General features: G+C 35.2%; 15 protein-coding genes and 2 tRNA genes. 7 read left to right on the top strand and 10 right to left on the bottom strand.

Going from position 1 to position 16047, the window contains the following annotated elements:
• Positions 1-26: 26 nt before the first annotated feature.
• Together deoC and GYV61_RS03090 are read left to right on the top strand one after the other, a co-directional pair.
• A complete protein-coding gene (gene deoC / locus GYV61_RS03085) occupies positions 27-734 on the top strand; it encodes a deoxyribose-phosphate aldolase (RefSeq protein WP_110445415.1) in 708 nt (235 codons plus the stop codon).
• 109 nt (positions 735-843) lie between these two features.
• Positions 844-1563 (top strand): GntR family transcriptional regulator, encoded by a 720-nt coding sequence (locus GYV61_RS03090; RefSeq protein ID WP_174794743.1) that lies wholly within the window; start codon positions 844-846, stop codon positions 1561-1563.
• A 55-nt stretch (positions 1564-1618) separates the two neighbouring features.
• Here GYV61_RS03090 and GYV61_RS03095 read toward each other — a convergent pair whose 3' ends face one another.
• The 6 genes from GYV61_RS03095 to GYV61_RS03120 all read right to left on the bottom strand — a co-directional run bounded on the left by GYV61_RS03095 (position 1619) and on the right by GYV61_RS03120 (position 6379).
• Entirely contained in the window at positions 1619-2359 is a 741-nt protein-coding gene (locus tag GYV61_RS03095; protein WP_174794744.1) for a DUF4097 family beta strand repeat-containing protein, read from the bottom strand.
• Positions 2360-2718: 359 nt separating this feature from the next.
• The gene (locus GYV61_RS03100; RefSeq protein ID WP_174794745.1) at positions 2719-3453 is read right to left on the bottom strand and encodes a DUF4097 family beta strand repeat-containing protein; all 735 of its coding nucleotides are present in this window, start codon (positions 3451-3453) and stop codon (positions 2719-2721) included.
• Between the two features lie 203 nt (positions 3454-3656).
• Entirely contained in the window at positions 3657-4547 is an 891-nt protein-coding gene (locus GYV61_RS03105) for a DUF4097 family beta strand repeat-containing protein (RefSeq protein WP_174794746.1), read from the bottom strand.
• An 80-nt stretch (positions 4548-4627) separates the two neighbouring features.
• Positions 4628-5425, bottom strand: a complete 798-nt coding sequence (locus GYV61_RS03110) for a DUF4097 family beta strand repeat-containing protein (RefSeq protein WP_174794747.1) — start codon at positions 5423-5425, stop codon at positions 4628-4630.
• Positions 5426-5427: 2 nt separating this feature from the next.
• Entirely contained in the window at positions 5428-6072 is a 645-nt protein-coding gene (locus GYV61_RS03115) for a DUF1700 domain-containing protein (RefSeq protein WP_174794748.1), read from the bottom strand.
• On the bottom strand, positions 6053-6379 hold the full coding sequence (locus GYV61_RS03120; RefSeq protein ID WP_046324117.1) for a PadR family transcriptional regulator: 327 nt from the start codon (positions 6377-6379) through the stop codon (positions 6053-6055). Before GYV61_RS03120 ends, GYV61_RS03115 begins: the two co-directional genes overlap by 20 nt.
• 532 nt (positions 6380-6911) lie before the next feature.
• On the opposite strand from GYV61_RS03120, the gene GYV61_RS09835 reads away from it, so the two are divergent.
• A complete protein-coding gene (locus GYV61_RS09835; RefSeq protein ID WP_174794749.1) occupies positions 6912-8498 on the top strand; it encodes an ATP-binding cassette domain-containing protein in 1587 nt (528 codons plus the stop codon).
• Between the two features lie 251 nt (positions 8499-8749).
• Here GYV61_RS09835 and GYV61_RS03130 read toward each other — a convergent pair whose 3' ends face one another.
• Positions 8750-9838, bottom strand: coding sequence for a DUF4097 family beta strand repeat-containing protein (locus tag GYV61_RS03130; protein WP_174794750.1), 1089 nt, complete (start codon positions 9836-9838; stop codon positions 8750-8752).
• Between the two features lie 87 nt (positions 9839-9925).
• The gene (locus GYV61_RS03135) at positions 9926-10801 is read right to left on the bottom strand and encodes an alpha/beta hydrolase (protein WP_174794751.1); all 876 of its coding nucleotides are present in this window, start codon (positions 10799-10801) and stop codon (positions 9926-9928) included.
• 139 nt (positions 10802-10940) lie between these two features.
• Here GYV61_RS03135 and GYV61_RS03140 point away from each other — a divergent pair, with 139 nt between their 5' ends.
• Entirely contained in the window at positions 10941-11462 is a 522-nt protein-coding gene (locus GYV61_RS03140) for a P-loop NTPase family protein (protein WP_174794752.1), read from the top strand.
• Positions 11463-11525: 63 nt separating this feature from the next.
• On the opposite strand, the gene GYV61_RS03145 is transcribed toward GYV61_RS03140, so the two are convergent.
• Both GYV61_RS03145 and GYV61_RS03150 read right to left on the bottom strand, forming a co-directional pair.
• Positions 11526-11601, bottom strand: a tRNA-Lys gene (locus GYV61_RS03145).
• A gap of 277 nt (positions 11602-11878) precedes the next feature.
• Positions 11879-11951 (bottom strand) — tRNA-Lys (locus GYV61_RS03150).
• Positions 11952-12091: 140 nt separating this feature from the next.
• Between GYV61_RS03150 and yycF the strand changes: the two genes are divergently transcribed.
• From yycF to GYV61_RS03165, 3 genes are all read left to right on the top strand, one after another.
• A complete protein-coding gene (gene yycF, locus GYV61_RS03155) occupies positions 12092-12808 on the top strand; it encodes a response regulator YycF (protein WP_046324122.1) in 717 nt (238 codons plus the stop codon).
• A gap of 61 nt (positions 12809-12869) precedes the next feature.
• Positions 12870-14723 carry a cell wall metabolism sensor histidine kinase WalK gene (gene walK, locus GYV61_RS03160; RefSeq protein ID WP_174794753.1) on the top strand — a complete coding sequence of 618 codons (1854 nt, stop codon included), beginning with the start codon at positions 12870-12872 and terminating at the stop codon, positions 14721-14723.
• Positions 14713-16047 carry a hypothetical protein gene (locus GYV61_RS03165; protein ID WP_338084989.1) on the top strand — a complete coding sequence of 445 codons (1335 nt, stop codon included), beginning with the start codon at positions 14713-14715 and terminating at the stop codon, positions 16045-16047. Before walK ends, GYV61_RS03165 begins: the two co-directional genes overlap by 11 nt.

Below are 16047 nucleotides of genomic sequence, written 5' to 3' on the forward strand. Positions count from 1 at the left end.
ATGTAAATACAAAAAGGAGAATAACAATGAAGTATACAATAGATGATTTTGCGCGACTAATTGATCATACTAACTTACATGCGGATGCAACCGAAGAAGACATGAAAAAGCTTTGCGATGAAGCTAAAAAATATCATTTTAAGATGGTAGCAATTAATGAAGTTCAATCTGAATTTTGTGCCCAGCAACTAAAGGGGACGGATATTGATACTGGGGCTGCGATCAGTTTTCCTTTGGGCCAAACTACAATAACTTGTAAATTGGCAGAAACTAAAGATGCATTACAAAATGGTGCTAATGAAATCGATTATGTTGTTAATTTAACGCAAGTGCGAGCTCATAATTGGTCTTATATCGAAGATGAAATGACTCAAATGGTTAAACTTTGCCGTGATCACGATGTACCATGTAAGGTCATTTTTGAAACCTGCTACTTGACTAAAGCTGAAATTAAGCAGCTGGCCTTAATTGCTAAAAAGGTTAAACCAGATTTTGTCAAGACTTCAACTGGCTTTGGCACCGCTGGCGCAAAAGTAGAAGATGTTAAGCTGATGAAAGAAAATGTTGGTCCTGATGTCAAAGTCAAAGCAGCGGGGGGAATTCGTAATACTGATGATTTCCTGGCAATGATTGCAGCTGGGGCCGAACGTATAGGTACCAGTTCAGGTGTAAAGATTATTGAAACTCTTAAACAGCGGTTTGAAAAAGACGGCATTAACGCAATTGAAATTTAAATAAAAAGTCAGTGTAAAAAAAGTAACAGCTAACTCTTTACACTGGCTTTTTGCATGGTATATTATTTTTATAATGACATAATTAGTAATGTGAAAGTGATGGAATAAATTGGCAGAAAAAGAACTCCCTAAATACCAAATAATTGCCAATGATCTTTTGAATAAAATTCAAACTGGTTTTTACCCGCAAAATACAATTATTCCACCGGAAACTGTATTAGCGGGTAAATATCAGGTAAGCAGGCCAACAATGCGGCAAGCAATTTCATTGTTAGTTAATCAAGGTTATCTGGAGCGAAAACGTAAGCGAGGGACATTAGTTAAAAAGGTTAAGATTGAGCAAGAATTTACCCATTTGATTGAAAGCTATAGTGCAGAAATGAGTGCTAAGGGCATTTACCCCAAAACCAACTTGCTTTATTTTGATGAAGAAAAAGCGACACCCGAAGTATGCAAAAATTTACAGCTGCCTGAGAAAGCACCAGTTTTTAAATTAGTGCGGCTGCGCTATGCCAATGATCAACCGATTGTTTTAGTTACAACTTATGTGCCTAAACAGAGGATACCTGAGTTGATTAATTATAATTTTGCCCAGGAGTCTTTATATAGTACTCTTGAAAAATACCATTTAAAAGTTACGCGAGTAGTGAGGCGATTGGAAGTAATAGAAGCTGACGAAACTACCGCCAACTTATTAAACATTGCAGTTAATAAGCCGGTGTTCTACTTTCACACTCAAGGACTGACAAGGGATGAACGGCCAATTGAATATTCGATTGCCAAATATCGGGGAGATATTAACTCATTTATAATTGATGTCCAGCGCTAATTTTATACATTAAAAAAGACTTACTTTGCCTGTGCAAGTCGAAGTAAGTCTTCTTTTATTGAATTTTGATTGAGCCCACCGAGCTGACAGCAGTTAATTGGTTGACACTGCCTTCATGCTTGTAAAAATGCTTGCCCATTCTACTGCCGTGAAAGTAGATTGAGCCAAGAGTAGTAGATAAATCATAATCAGTCTGATCATCTCTAGCGTCTAACGTTTTTAGTGATCCGGCAGCCAGTTGAAAGTGGTTTTTTCCTTGTAAACCTTTGATCTTGACAGATCCAGCAGCTAGATTTGCATTAGAATTCATCTTACACTGGTAGATATCTAAATTACCCGCATCTAAACGTATTTTAGTATCATTTTGAATCGTGACGTCCTGTAATTTTAAGGAACCAGCATTTGCTCTGACATCAAGTTTCTGCATATTCAGGCCACTCAAATTAAGTCTACCGGAAAAGTCGTTTATTCGTACCTCATTGAGCACGGCAGTCTGGGGAACCGTAATTGTCATTTTATATTCGGCTTTGCAAATATAAATTTTTTTCTGATGATTATGAGGATAATGAGGCTTTTGCTCACGAATAAAAAGAGTTTGTTCTGCCACACTAATTTTCATGCGCTCAGGATTAATGTCATGAGTTGATATATGAAAATCAGCGCCCACTTGAACAGTAACATTAGCAACATATGTTTTTGCATCTATGTTGCTAAAATTTTCCAAATCAATTTCTTGTGATTCTACTTTTTCATCTTCAAATTCTTGATCAAAGTCTCCGTCAATATGTATTTCCATAATTAAGCTATCTCTTATCTTTTAACACTAATTTAATTTTTCCTTATGATATCATGCTAGTTTAAGCTAGGCAATAAAAAATTAAACTTTGTATTTATTACTTTGATCTAGACAGTTAGAAAGATTTGAATTAATTTCAAAAATCAATTCAAATCTTTTTGCTTTATGCTGGTAATTAGCTGCAGATTGTATAGAAGTTAAATCTATAAGAATGTCACCGTCACCACAGGGAACTTTGAGTAGCGACGCACCCCTCTTAATTTTTTAGTAAAATGTTTGTGATAGGTTATTACCGTGAATACAAGTTCATCCTCAGAAGAAATTGCCAACTGGTAACTGGCCTTAGATGGTCTACTCATTTATTGAATTTTGATTGAGCCCACTGAACTGATAGCAGTTAATTGGTTGGCACTGCCTTCATGCTTGCAAAAATGCTTGCCCATTCTATTACCATGAAAGTAGATCGATCCTAAAGTGGCAAATAAATCGTAATCTGTCTTATGCTCTTCATCATCTATCATTTTTAATGAACCAGCGGCTAGGTTAAAGTGGTTTTTCCCTTGCAAGCTTGTGACCCTGATAGTTCCAGCAGCCAGATTTGCATTAGAATTCATCTTGCAGTGATTGATGTATAAACTACCAGCGTCTAGCACCATTTCGGCTTTATTTTGGATCGTGATGTCCTGTAATTTTAAGGAACCAGCATTTGCTCTGACATCAAGTTTCTGCATATTAAATCCAGCTAGGTCAATGTTGCCAGCAAAGTCAATTATCTGGACTTCATTGAGCTCTGCAGCTTGAGGTATGGTAATAGTTATTTTAGGTTTAATTTTGCGAATATAAACTTTTTTGTTAAAATGAGGCTTTCGTGCATGAATAAAAAGGGTTTTCTCTACCACACGAATTTTTATCCGATCAGGATTAATGTCATAAGTTGATATATGAAAATCAGAGCCTACTTGAACAGAAACACCAGAGGCGGCTATTTCAACATCTATATTGCTAAAATTTTCTAAATCAATTTCTTGTGATTCTACTTTTTCATCATGAGTTTCAAATTCTTGATCAAAGTCTCCGCCAATATGTATTTTCATGATTAATCTGTCCCTTATCTTTTTAACACTAATTTAATTTTTGCTTTATCTTATAATATCATGCTAGTTTAAGTGAAGCAATAAAAAATAAAGTATTAGATTTAGTCAACTAAAATAACCAATTAAAGAGACTTGGATTAATTTTAAAAATTAATCCAAGTCTTTTGCTTTATGAGTTTAATCAGCTACAAGATGTATAGAAGTTAATTTATGAGAATGTCACCGTCACCACAAGAAACTTTTAGTAGAGGCGCACTCTTTAATTTTTTAGCAAAATGTTTGTGATAGTTATTACCATGCAATATAAGTTCATCCTCTGAAGAAGTTGTCAACTGGTAACTGATCTTAGGCGGTCTGCTCATTTGGAAATCTCCTTCACTTAAATTAAAGGAGCTGTCAGCCAATAATTTGGAATCATTGACTCTTACGTCACCATCACCCAAAGTTGCCTTAATTTTAAATTGACTATTCGTAATAGTTAAATCACCTTCATTAAAGTTTAAAGTACTATTCGTTAAAATTGAATTATTAACTTTTAAATCACCGTCGACCAGGTCAAAATTGGCTTTGCGAGCTTTCACGTTTTCAGCACTGACATTACCATCTTCAAGCTGTAAGTTGAGGTCAGAAACAGTTAAGTTAGTTAAATGAATATTACCTTCAGAACATGATCCTGATATTTCTGTGATAGAGTCATCTGCCGGAACGGTAACATTTACCTGATAAGTCCCGTCCTCATAAGCATTATTGTCAGATATGGTCAGCTGGTCGTCTTCAACTTTAGCACTAATCTTTTTGATATTAGGACCGCTGATAGTAACTTGAAAGTCGTTTCCTTTAGTGATTTGGATATTGGGCTCTTCGGCGTCAATATTAATCTTAGAAAATTTGCCTACATTAAAAGTACGTTTTTTGGCTACTACGTGGTGGGATTTTCTACTTCTTTGATTATGATTAAAAAAATTTCCAATATTAGTTGTCTGGCCCGAATGAATGTTATTGATATCTTCATTGCCGCCTTTGGCATGGCCAAAAATAAATAAAATTATGCCAATAATGACGATCAGCCCGCTAATTTGGTAAAACTTTTTCATTGCTCTCCTCCTTGTTTGGGCTACGTTTTTTTGAATAGGTGCTACTTACCAAGAAAGCATCTATGTAAATTACTTGCCCACTAATTAATTAGAATATCGCCATCCATACTGGTAACTTTTAGTACAGGTTTATTTTTAACTTTTTTTGCAAAATGGTTGGAATGGTAAGAACCTTTAAACATGATTTTATCATCCGAATGGTTTGTCAATACATAGTTGATTTTAGGGGCGTTTGACATTAAAAAGTCGCCGTCATTCAATATAACTGAGCTGTTATTTAGTATTTGAGAGTCGCTAATTTTAACATCGCCATCATTTAGTTTTAGTGAACTACGTGAAAAAGTCGATTGATTTACTTTGAGGTCACCGTCATTTGAATTTAGGTCAAGGTTTTTTGCAGTAAGCTTATTAAGCAAAACGTCGCCATCTTCTATTGTCAAATTGATGTGGGGAACATTTAAACTGTTGATATAAAAATCGCCTTCTTCACAAAAACCAGTTATCTTTTTCACTGCGTTTTTAGCAGGAATATAAATGTCGACTGCATAATAACCATCGTTATAATGATGTTCTGGCTGATCCGAAATAGTGAGCTGATTGTTAGCGACATTGGTTTTTATTTTTTTGATGTCTGCTCCGTGCCCACCTCTAACTACCACTTTGAACTTGTTAATATCCTTAAGTGAAATTCGGATATCGGGTCTGTAACAGGCTAACTTAATACTGTCGAACTTATTCACGTAAAAAGTCTTGCTTTCATTATAATGAGTGCGTTTACCATTATAATCATGTGACGGGTTATCATTTAATCTAAATACGAGTAGTAGAATCAGCCCGATAAGCAGTATCACACCACCAATTTTATAAAACTTTTTCATTTTTATTTTTCCTTATCTGTATTTTTGTCAGAACTCGTCTGAAAGTAATTTTTCTTAAGCAGGTTTTTACCTAAGTTTCTAATAATTTGGGTACACTTGGCAATCAAAATTTTGCCCAGTTTGATAATAAACGGCATTAACAGTAGGATGACGCCGATACAAATTAACGATTTACCTAAGTAAACGTAGCCTGTTGGCCAATCACTGGTGAATAGGAGAGATAGCGACTTCAGGAAGTTTAAACCACCACCAACAAAAAAGTTAAACAAAAATCTTATTAAAGCAAAAAGTAAGCCAAAGAAAATTGCCAGTAAAAAGAAAATTACGAATAAAATTACCAAAATAAGCGGTATCCCGATCGGAGCAGCACAAATACCCAATAATATATACCAGCTGGCCTTTAAGTTTGACTTAGGAGTTTCTGTTTTGGCAGGTGCTGAATCATCTTTAGTTGAATAATCAGCTAAAATATTGATTGCCAGCTGTTTAGGAGTTCCTAATTCCGCCTCAATTGTAGAACGTCTGACGAAGTCGCCATCTAATAAAAATTCACGGTAAAATTCAACGACATCTTCGCGGTCTTTCTCAGGTAAATCGACTAAGTTTTGTTCAAGTTCGGCAATATAATCAGCAATTACTTTGGTCATTTTGTCCTCCTAATACTTGATTAACTTTTGCACTAAAATCTAGCCATTCATCTTGAATTGAGTTTAGCATCGTTATTCCTTCAGCAGTAATATGGTAGTAGCGCCGGTTTCGCCCCTGATAAGGCTCATCATAAGTTGTTAAGCAGTTATCCTTTTTTAGTCTTCGTAAAACAGGGTAAATAGTTGACTCGGAGATAGAGAAAATCTTTTGCACATTTTGCGTCAAAGCGTAGCCATACAGATCATCTTGTTTTAGAAAAGCTAAAACCGCACCATCTAGCAAACGAGTTGGTATTTGGATTGCCATGCTTTGCCTCCCCTAATATTATATGTTATATAATATTTTAATTTAGGCCGCAGAAATTAGCAAGTACCAAGCCATAACTTTTTTATAAATATACCGAAAAATTAACAATCGACCTTTCTCAAAATGTTAGGACAAAAAATAACCGTCGCTGTTTTAGCACACTTGGCGGTTTTAAGTAATACAGTTTATTAATAAAAGATCTAAAATTCGCTGCTTAATTGTTCTAACAACTATAATTATTGTAAATTAAATTAGTTTACTAAAAACTATAATAAAAAGATTGCAATATTATAAAACTTAATTTTAAATATTATTTAATAGTTATTGAGAATTTTTAAAACAAGGATTGCATGATGAATTAATAAAAAACTTAAATAAGTTCTTAGAACAAATACTTCAAAATGTCGCTTTTTGAAACACTTGGGCTTAAACACTGATCTTATAAAAAATAATGAGGAAGTACAAAAGGGTTTAAGCTCACCTTATGCGAATATTTTTACTATCAATAAATTTATATTAGGGGGGGTTGTAAGTGAAATATATTTTTAAAAAAGATCCTAAAAGGGTAATAGTTTACCTTATTTTAACCATTATTTTGGCGTTATTAATGGTTTCGAACTCGCTAGTATTAAAGTATATTATGGACGTGGCTTCAAGCAAGGGCTTGAATAAATATGTGTCCTTGGTTATCAATGTATTGTTATTTATTTTGGTTCAGTCTTTGGCATATTATTTGCAGCAGCTAAATTCACAATATCTGGCAAGAGAAGCTGTATCGGTCTATCGTAATGTGGTTTTTAAACGCTTGTCACAACAAAGACTGATAAAACTTAATTCAAATGAATCTGGGCAATACATTTCGTTATTGACTAGTCAAATGGATAATTTAGGGCAAAATTATTTTTATACCTTTTTTTGGGGATTATATTTACTACTACAATTTTTGGCTGCCAGTTTGCTCTCTTGGATAATAAACCCAGTGATGGCAATTTTTGCTATTATTTTAAGTATTCCTAATATTTTGATACCACTAGTTTTCAGGAAAAAATTACAATTAAAAAAGAGTAGCACAATTGCTGCAACTAATAATTACGTTAATAAAACGAACGACTTATTTTCTGGTCTAACAGACTGGAAGGTAAATCGCTCTGAAACTGCAGTAGTTACAGAAGAAAACAAAATCAATGAAAAATTATTACATAGTGAAAAAGAAGAGCTAAAAACAGAAAATACAGTTACAGTTCTCAATAAAACTTTTTCTGATTTTTTGTATTTTGGTACATGGCTAATTGGCACGTTTTTTATTATGAAGAATAATTTATCAATAGGCCAAATTGTGGCATTTACTCAATTAGTTACGAATATTTCTTTTCCTATTTACAGTTTTTCTGATCTATTTTCCCAATGGATCGGAGGAAAAAAGGTATTTGACTCTATAGAAAAGGAAACTGGCGAAGAAGCAAATACCTTTGAAAACGATAAAGCCATTGCGCCTTTTTCTAGTATCGAATTAAAGGATGTAAGTGTTTCTTTTAAAGAAAAAAATATTATTGATTCACTGAGTCTTAAAATTACAGCTGGGCAAAAATATTTGATTGTTGGTAAAAGCGGTAGCGGTAAATCTACTTTCATCAAACTTATTACCAAACAATTAGATGACTACCAGGGAGAGATTTTATTAAATGGAATAAATATAACCCAACTTACTGATAACCAAATTTATCAAAATATCAGTTACTTACCACAAGATGGCCACGTTTTTGCGACTACATTGCGTAATAATTTAACTTTATATAAAAATTATCCGGATGAAACTATAATTAAAGTATTAAAGTTCGTAGAATTAACTAAATGGGCTAATGCCGAATCTTTGAATATGAATCTTGGAAATTCAGATACAAAAGTTTCAGGAGGAGAAGCTAAGAGAATTGAATTGGCAAGACTAATACTTCGGGAAAAAAGTGTGTTAATTTTGGATGAATTCTCTTCTGGAATAGATAAAATAACTTTGCAAAAAATAGAAAGTAAGCTTTTAAGTTTACCTGTTACATTATTATATGTAACCCACACATATGATGATGACTTAATAGCTAAAGCGGATGAGGTTATTCGATTTTAAAATGTTGTAGTAGTGCAGCTTTTTAGAGGAAGCTTTATATCTTGAAGAAAACAGAAAAAAACTGATAAGCACAAAGTTATCAGGCTTTTTGCTAGCAATAATACTAGCTAGAATCTAAATTAATGATCAAAGTGGGCTATTCCAAATATATGTCGAGAAACAGGTCAACCCTTTTTCTTATTAATAAGCGCAATACAAAAATATATGTGATGGTAAATTGATTAGACAATATCTTTTTAACAGATGTATTTCTAACTGATGATAATATCTCCATCTCTTGAAATTGCTGTTAAGGAATCACTTTGTGCGTTTTGGCTATTAAAGCTGTTGCCAATATTGGAATGGTGATAAATGATGTCCCCATCACTTGTTTTTAATTGTACGCTGATCTCGTGAGCAAGATGGCTTAACCTCAAATCACCGTCTGTAGTTTTAAGAATGTTTTGGTTAGTAAGCTGACTGCGCTCAATCTTAACATCCCCGTCTTTTGCTTCTAGGTTGAGGTTAACGTGACATTGGTTAATTTCCACATCGCCATCACCTGTTTTGACGACAATTTGCTTAAGAATACTGCGTTTAAAACTGACATCTCCGTCATGAACGCTGCTTGCTAACTGAGCAATTTTTGACTGGGTGACAAAGAAGTCAGAGTCTCTGCCAGAAAAGGTTAGTTGGTCTGAGACTTGAACGTTATTTAAGTATAAATCTCCATCATGCAAGTCAAGTACAATATTATTAAGACTGAGATTTTGTAACATAACGTCACCATCGCGGTTATGTCCACTAATTTCAGTTAGCGAATCTACATTAGGAACGGTAATTTCTACGCGACTGACATTGGTAAGTCTGTTGAACATAAGCACATGAGTTTTTTGTTCAGTGGGAAACTCTTTAACTACTAATGTCTGCTTAACTAAATCTATTTGTATTGGCCGACTACTATAATCTGCCACTACTATTTGAAATTGCTGACCTTGACGAATCACTACATCGGTGTCCAACACTTCCAGTTTTACTTCACTAAAGCCTCCAGGAGCAATAGTACGCTCCTTGCGCGGATATTTTTTAACACGCAAGCCGTTAAAATAATTATCACTGGCATGCGGAGCATTAGCAGAAGATGTGGCTGCTATTAAAAACCTAACATAATCATGTTTAATTTGTTGGGCCAAACTGTCTGGAGTTCCTAATTCTCTGTTAATTTCTTCTTTTGTTTGAAAGTCACCATCAAGTAGAAAATCACGGTAAAAATCTAATGTGTATTTTTGCTCAGCTGTGGACAAAGTTGATAAATTAAGAGCTAACTTTGAGATGAAATTTTCAAATAGTGGATTCATCATTTTTCTCCTGTTACTAAAAACGTACTTTTCCTTTTATTATACGCTAAAAATTATGACAAAAATATTAGAATTACTTAAAAATAAAAATTAATTAGACCACAAAAATTGCCCAATGATCCGATCTACTTTGTAATTTTCATGTAATTTACTGTGTTGACCATTTGCGCCCTTAATTTCGATTTCGTGATACTTGCCTTTGCCACTTAGTAGGTAACGTAAAGATTGCGCTGAAACACAACTGACATCATCATCTGAATTAGTACCGTCTTCTTTATTACCAAAAATATTTAATATAGAAACATTATTGGGAAAACTATGACGGTGCATTAAAAAATATTTGTAGGATTGAGTCATGTACTTTGGCCGCCCATTTTTGAGCAGGTAATTATGATTGGGTTCCTCATCTATGCCAATGATGCCATTAAAGGGTGCACCAAGATTAACTTGCTTTTTTAATCGCGGTAAGTTACTATCTTTACCATATTTTAGCTGGTAGGCAAGTGTCATAATGTTTCCCATGGAATGAGCAACGGTATTATAGTGTTTAATATGATATTTTTGTTTTAAGAGTAAAATCAAATTATAAAACCACTCGCGGGTAGTATAATAATTACTGTTTTTATTATCTTGTAGAATCACTTGAATAAGTGGTCGTTTAGTAGCGCGTGGCCAACTTCCTTGTAAATCAACTTTGCCGCTAGCAGAAATTCTGGCAGTTAAGACTTTATGAGCACCATTATGCTGCTGAGCATATGCAATCATGCCTGCAGTGGATCGTGCTCCCGCACCATAGCCATGCAAATAGATGGTAGGCACTGCTTCAAAACGAACTTTTTTCTTGAATGTGGAGCTGACTTCTTCAGACGGCTCAAGGTTTGTCTTTTTAAAAATATGGCACAGCATGGTTATAAGCAGCAGCACACTAAGAATACTGCCTAATCCAATTAACCATTTTTTCTTCATAATATTACCTTTTTTATAATTGATTATTAATTATATCTTACGTGTATTATTCTAATATTAAAATGGCAAAGTGCTAATAATATAGCTTAAATAGCAACGCTAGCTCTAGATGTTCTTACATTGAAAGGAAATTTATTTAATGGCACCAATTTTTATTTTAATCAGAGGAAACTCAGGCAGTGGTAAAACCGTTTTAGCTAATTATTTGCAAAAACAGTTTGGCTACCAAAGATGTTTACTTTTGCATGAAGATGTATTGCGCCTTGATCTTTTACATGTTAAGGAAAAAGTAGCAGCACCAACTGCCAGTCTAATAGACTCATTGGTAATGTGGGGCCGGCAGTATTATCCCATAATTATATTAGAAGGGATATTGCCCAAAAAGATTTATGGCCCAACTCTAACTAAAATAATTCATGAATTCGGTGCAGGAGCTTTTGTTTATTATTTAGATATTTCTTTTGCACAAACAATAAAAAACAATAATAAAAAGGGCAATCCTTTTCCACTCGCAACTCTTCAAAAATGGTGGCTTGAAGAGAATATACTTGGCGGAAATGAGCGTAAACTGGCAGAAGGCTCGATCAAGGAATCGGCAGAGGCAATTTTGACAGATATTGCAGATTATAAAATGAAAAAAGGTGACCGGAACGTCACCTAAAATTTAATTAATTAAAAAAGGCAATAAAAAAAGCACCGACTACTTGCAGTGCTATTTTTATTATGGTGGGTGGCCAGGGGCTCGAACCCTGGACCCACGGATTAAGAGTCCGTTGCTCTGCCAACTGAGCTAGCCACCCGTTATCATTTCTGTTGACAGTTAATTATGATAACAATTAATTTGCTTTTTGACAAGGCTTTTGTGTAAAAAAGTATGAAGAATTCTACTTAGCCTTTGACTGACTCCAAAATTTTAGTTAGGCATCTAAGAGATAATTTTGATATTTTATAAAATTTATGATGTTTTGCAAAATTAGAGCAAGATTATCAGAATTGACAAATAAAAACTATTTGATACTATATAAAGGTTTAACAAAAAAAGACAGCAATCAAGTGACTGCTGTCTTTAATTATCAATGGGTGGCCAGGGGTTCGAACCCTGGACCCACGGATTAAGAGTCCGTTGCTCTGCCAGCTGAGCTAGCCACCCATAAGCGTTATTACAAATAACCAACGGAGACTATTATGCTATTATTTTCGATGAAATGCAAGTTTTTTTATTAAATTTTGATGACTTTTTTGGCTAATAAACTAAAAACCAGTATAATGATAACAAAAGGGGGCTTTTCGATGTCAAAGAAAATTCTCGTTGTTGATGATGAAAAACCGATTTCTGATATTATTAAATTTAATTTGACAAAAGAGGGTTTTGATGTCGACACTGCTTATGATGGTGAAGAAGCCATCAAGAAGGTTGACGAATACAATCCTGACTTAATGATTTTAGACTTGATGTTACCCAAAAAAGATGGTTTGGATGTAGCTCGTGAAGTAAGACAAACACACGATATGCCCATAATTATGGTTACGGCTAAAGATACTGAAATTGATAAAGTTCTAGGTCTGGAAATGGGTGCAGATGATTATGTGACTAAGCCTTTTTCTAACCGTGAACTAGTGGCACGGGTGAAGGCTAATTTGCGTCGGCGTAATATTGTTAAAAAAGATGAAAGTGCTGGCGATGATAGTTCAACGAAAAATATTACCATTGGCAATCTGGTAATTATGCCAGATGCCTATATTGTTGAAAAAGAAGGCAAAAAGATTGAGCTGACTCACCGTGAATTTGAGTTGCTCTATTATTTAGCCCAGCATATGGATCAGGTAATGACCAGGGAACATCTTTTACAGACTGTTTGGGGTTATGACTACTTCGGTGATGTCCGGACAGTTGATGTTACTGTGCACCGTTTACGTGAAAAAATTGAAGATAATCCAATTCAGCCGCAGATTTTAGTAACTCGTCGCGGTGTTGGCTATTACGTTAAACAGCCTAATGAAGACTAACAAAGAAAGCCCCGCAGTATTTAGCAAGCGCGGCTTTCTTTTTATTTAATTTTGTAAAACTATGAAAAAATTCAAGAATAAGTTTAAACATTTAACCATTTCGATAAATACTACTTTAGCTATTGTGTTCATGGCGATGATCATCGCTACCATTGAAGTTATTGGTGCCTATTTTACACGTCAATTGGAACAAAACAGTATTGAAAATTTTCAATCATCCATTCAAGTTTTGCCAATAGTTTCTAACCAGTTGTCAACGCAATTACTAAAAGACAATAAGCATACTGACAGTAATTTAAACAGAATTGTCAATGACTACAGCAATGGTATAGGTACGATTAGTGAAATTATTGTTGTAGACAATAAGGATATTATTCGTGCAGTTTCAAACCTAAATGATAAAAACCGGATTGGTCAGCGTGTCAATAATACTTTGGTTAAGCAGGTAACTTCAACTGGCAGACAGGCAACTAAAGTTGTCAATGAAAACGGAGACTATATGGTGCAAGTTACCCCTTTGAACGCAGGTAACGGCTCCGCCAACACTGTTGGTGCGATTTATGTCCGAGCGTCAATGCAAGGGGTTTTTAATGACCTGCGCAATATTTCATTGATGTTTTTGGTCACTTCTATGATTGCCGCAGTAATGGGGGCAATCTTATCTTTAGTAGTCTCCCATGCGATTACTAAGCCCATTGAGGAAATGCAAAGCCAGGCACTTAATATTGCTGATGGTGATTATTCAAGTCAGGTAAAAATCTATTCCAACGATGAATTAGGGCAGTTAGGTCAGGCTTTTAATACCTTGTCTGTTAGAATTGAGCGCTCTCAAGAAGAATCTGAAAGTGAACAGCGTAGGCTGGACAGCGTACTGTCTCATATGAGTGATGGCGTTCTTGCTACTGACCGGCATGGTAATGTTAATGTTGTCAACCAAATGGCGCTCAATTTTTTAAACCAAACGGAAGATGAAATCATTAATCAGCCCATCGCTACGGTTTTAGGCTTAAAAGAGTCTTCACAAGATTTAATTGCCAATCAGAAAGGCATAGCAATCACCCTGAGTAAGGGAACAAGGGATGAAGTCATTCTACACGCCAGTTTTTCTCTTATTAAAAGAGTTACGGGCTTTGTTTCTGGTAGTGTCTGTGTTTTGCATGATATTACTGAACAACAGAAGAATGAAAATTCACAAAAGCAGTTTGTTTCTAATGTTTCCCATGAATTACGTACGCCACTTACTAGTTTACACGCGTATATTGAGACGTTAAATGAAGGAGCATGGAAAGATCCCAATGTTGCCCCCAAATTTTTGCAGGTAACGCAAGAAGAAACTGAGCGCATGATTAGAATGATCAGTGAACTTCTCAGCCTGTCAAGAATGGATAGGGGAGTTTCCAAGGTTGATTTAGAATGGGTTAACTTTAACGATTTTGTAGCTCATATCTTGGATCGCTTCGACATGATTGTTAAAACGGATAAAAAGGAAAACAAAAAGTATACCATTACTCGTGAGTTGGGTACGCAGGCGTTATGGGTAGAAATTGATACTGACAAGTTTGCGCAGGTAATTGATAACATTATGAACAATGCCATTAAATATTCGCCTGATGGTGGCGTGATCACAGTAAAACTGCACTCAGAGCAAAAACGCATTGTTTTGAGTATTGCCGATCAGGGCTTGGGTATACCGCGAGAAGATTTAACTAAAATTTTTGATCGCTTTTACCGCGTTGATAAAGCTCGTTCACGGGCTCAGGGTGGCACAGGATTAGGCTTGGCGATTGCTAAAGAAATAGTGGAAGAACATCACGGTCATATTTGGGCCAACAGCAGTGAAGGAAAGGGCTCTACTTTTTATATTGCACTGCCTTATGAACCAATGAGTGAAGGGGATGATTGGGATGAAGTCTAAATTTAAGCTTGGCGACGCGTTGCTTTTAATAGGAACTTTGGCTGTTTTCGGTCTGTCAATTGTACTCTGGATATTTATCATGACTAATGACCAGTATTTCAATCATATTAGTCAAACCAGCAGGGTAACAGAACAAACGCGCAGCCGCCGCGATCGGATTGTTTCCAATCTATATATTCCTACTAATTCTTATGGCTTTAAAAATGGTCAGTTGTACCGCTTGTATGATGCTAAAAAGAATTTACCTCTGGAATTTGTCAAAGAAATAAAAGGGGTAAAGTACCGTAATATTAAGAAAATTAGCACGGATAAAAAACAATATGAGGAAATGTTGCATAATTCGGAGTGTGTCCAGTTAAGCTTTCCAAAAGAAGTCAGCATTAATTTGTTCACTAAGAAAAACGTTAAAAAAGGCGATCCTAAGTTTCGTCGTATCTTCATCACAAATAGTAATGATTTCCTTTATTTAGGTAATGATAAGACTTATACCATTTACCGCATTAATTTAATTAAGGGTGACTTTAATAAGCTGCGTAGTTATGCCAGTAACGCTCGGGGCAAGATCCCCGTTGAGTTTGTGCGTCTCAAAAATTGCTATGAGGTATTTTTTACCAGACAAGACCACTGGCGCATATACAGCTATCTGACAAATACGCAAACCGATTCTTACTTTGTTTCTCGCCTTCTCGGTACGACAAATGTAACTACACGCTCTAATAAAAAAGGCTGGGTTACGTATTCGCTTAACTACTATACTAACTTAAGAGTGCCAAAGGCTAAAACCGACCGGCATGATTTTCACTATACTCGTTATGAAAAGCGCAAAGACAAAACGCTGAACGATCAACTGCTGGAAAGTGTCAGTTTTGTTCATAAGCTTGGCTTGAGTGAACAAGATTTACGTTATTTTGATACAACGGATGATTCCATTAGCTATGCTAATTATGTTGAAGGGATACCCGTCTTTTGGGATAACAGCAGTCCTCAAGTGATGACATCATTTACTGGAGATGCAGTTAAAGTTGATTTTAACAATACGGATTTACAAATTCCGATACCTTTTGATGGACAAACAAAAACCCTGCCATCAAGTATAACGGTAATGCAAAGATTAGTTAATGCCGGCATGAGAAAAGAAGAAATTCAGCGCATAATAGTGGCTTTTGGTGTGGAAAAGGATAATTCACATGACCACCTGGTTAATCTAGTACCGGGTTATTATGTGAAAGCTTATAATCAATGGAAGAGTTTAGCTGAATGGGAAAAAGTTGATTTTCTGAGCTTAAATAAATATAAACAGGCAATAATGGAAGAAGGGAAATAA

It is taken from the genome of Lactobacillus melliventris, from assembly GCF_013346935.1.
Classification (GTDB): Bacteria; Bacillota; Bacilli; order Lactobacillales; family Lactobacillaceae; genus Lactobacillus.

What these genes read in the sequence shown, in the direction of transcription:
- deoC (WP_110445415.1), top strand. Translation starts at nt 27, where the DNA reads ATGAAGTATACAATAGATGATTTTGCGCGACTAATTGATCATACTAAC.
- GYV61_RS03095 (WP_174794744.1), bottom strand. Translation starts at nt 2,359, where the DNA reads ATGGAAATACATATTGACGGAGACTTTGATCAAGAATTTGAAGATGAA.
- GYV61_RS03100 (WP_174794745.1), bottom strand. Translation starts at nt 3,453, where the DNA reads ATGAAAATACATATTGGCGGAGACTTTGATCAAGAATTTGAAACTCAT.
- GYV61_RS03105 (WP_174794746.1), bottom strand. Translation starts at nt 4,547, where the DNA reads ATGAAAAAGTTTTACCAAATTAGCGGGCTGATCGTCATTATTGGCATA.
- GYV61_RS03110 (WP_174794747.1), bottom strand. Translation starts at nt 5,425, where the DNA reads ATGAAAAAGTTTTATAAAATTGGTGGTGTGATACTGCTTATCGGGCTG.
- GYV61_RS03115 (WP_174794748.1), bottom strand. Translation starts at nt 6,072, where the DNA reads ATGACCAAAGTAATTGCTGATTATATTGCCGAACTTGAACAAAACTTA.
- GYV61_RS03120 (WP_046324117.1), bottom strand. Translation starts at nt 6,379, where the DNA reads ATGGCAATCCAAATACCAACTCGTTTGCTAGATGGTGCGGTTTTAGCT.
- GYV61_RS03130 (WP_174794750.1), bottom strand. Translation starts at nt 9,838, where the DNA reads ATGATGAATCCACTATTTGAAAATTTCATCTCAAAGTTAGCTCTTAAT.
- GYV61_RS03135 (WP_174794751.1), bottom strand. Translation starts at nt 10,801, where the DNA reads ATGAAGAAAAAATGGTTAATTGGATTAGGCAGTATTCTTAGTGTGCTG.
- GYV61_RS03140 (WP_174794752.1), top strand. Translation starts at nt 10,941, where the DNA reads ATGGCACCAATTTTTATTTTAATCAGAGGAAACTCAGGCAGTGGTAAA.
- yycF (WP_046324122.1), top strand. Translation starts at nt 12,092, where the DNA reads ATGTCAAAGAAAATTCTCGTTGTTGATGATGAAAAACCGATTTCTGAT.
- walK (WP_174794753.1), top strand. Translation starts at nt 12,870, where the DNA reads ATGAAAAAATTCAAGAATAAGTTTAAACATTTAACCATTTCGATAAAT.
- GYV61_RS03165 (WP_338084989.1), top strand. Translation starts at nt 14,713, where the DNA reads ATGAAGTCTAAATTTAAGCTTGGCGACGCGTTGCTTTTAATAGGAACT.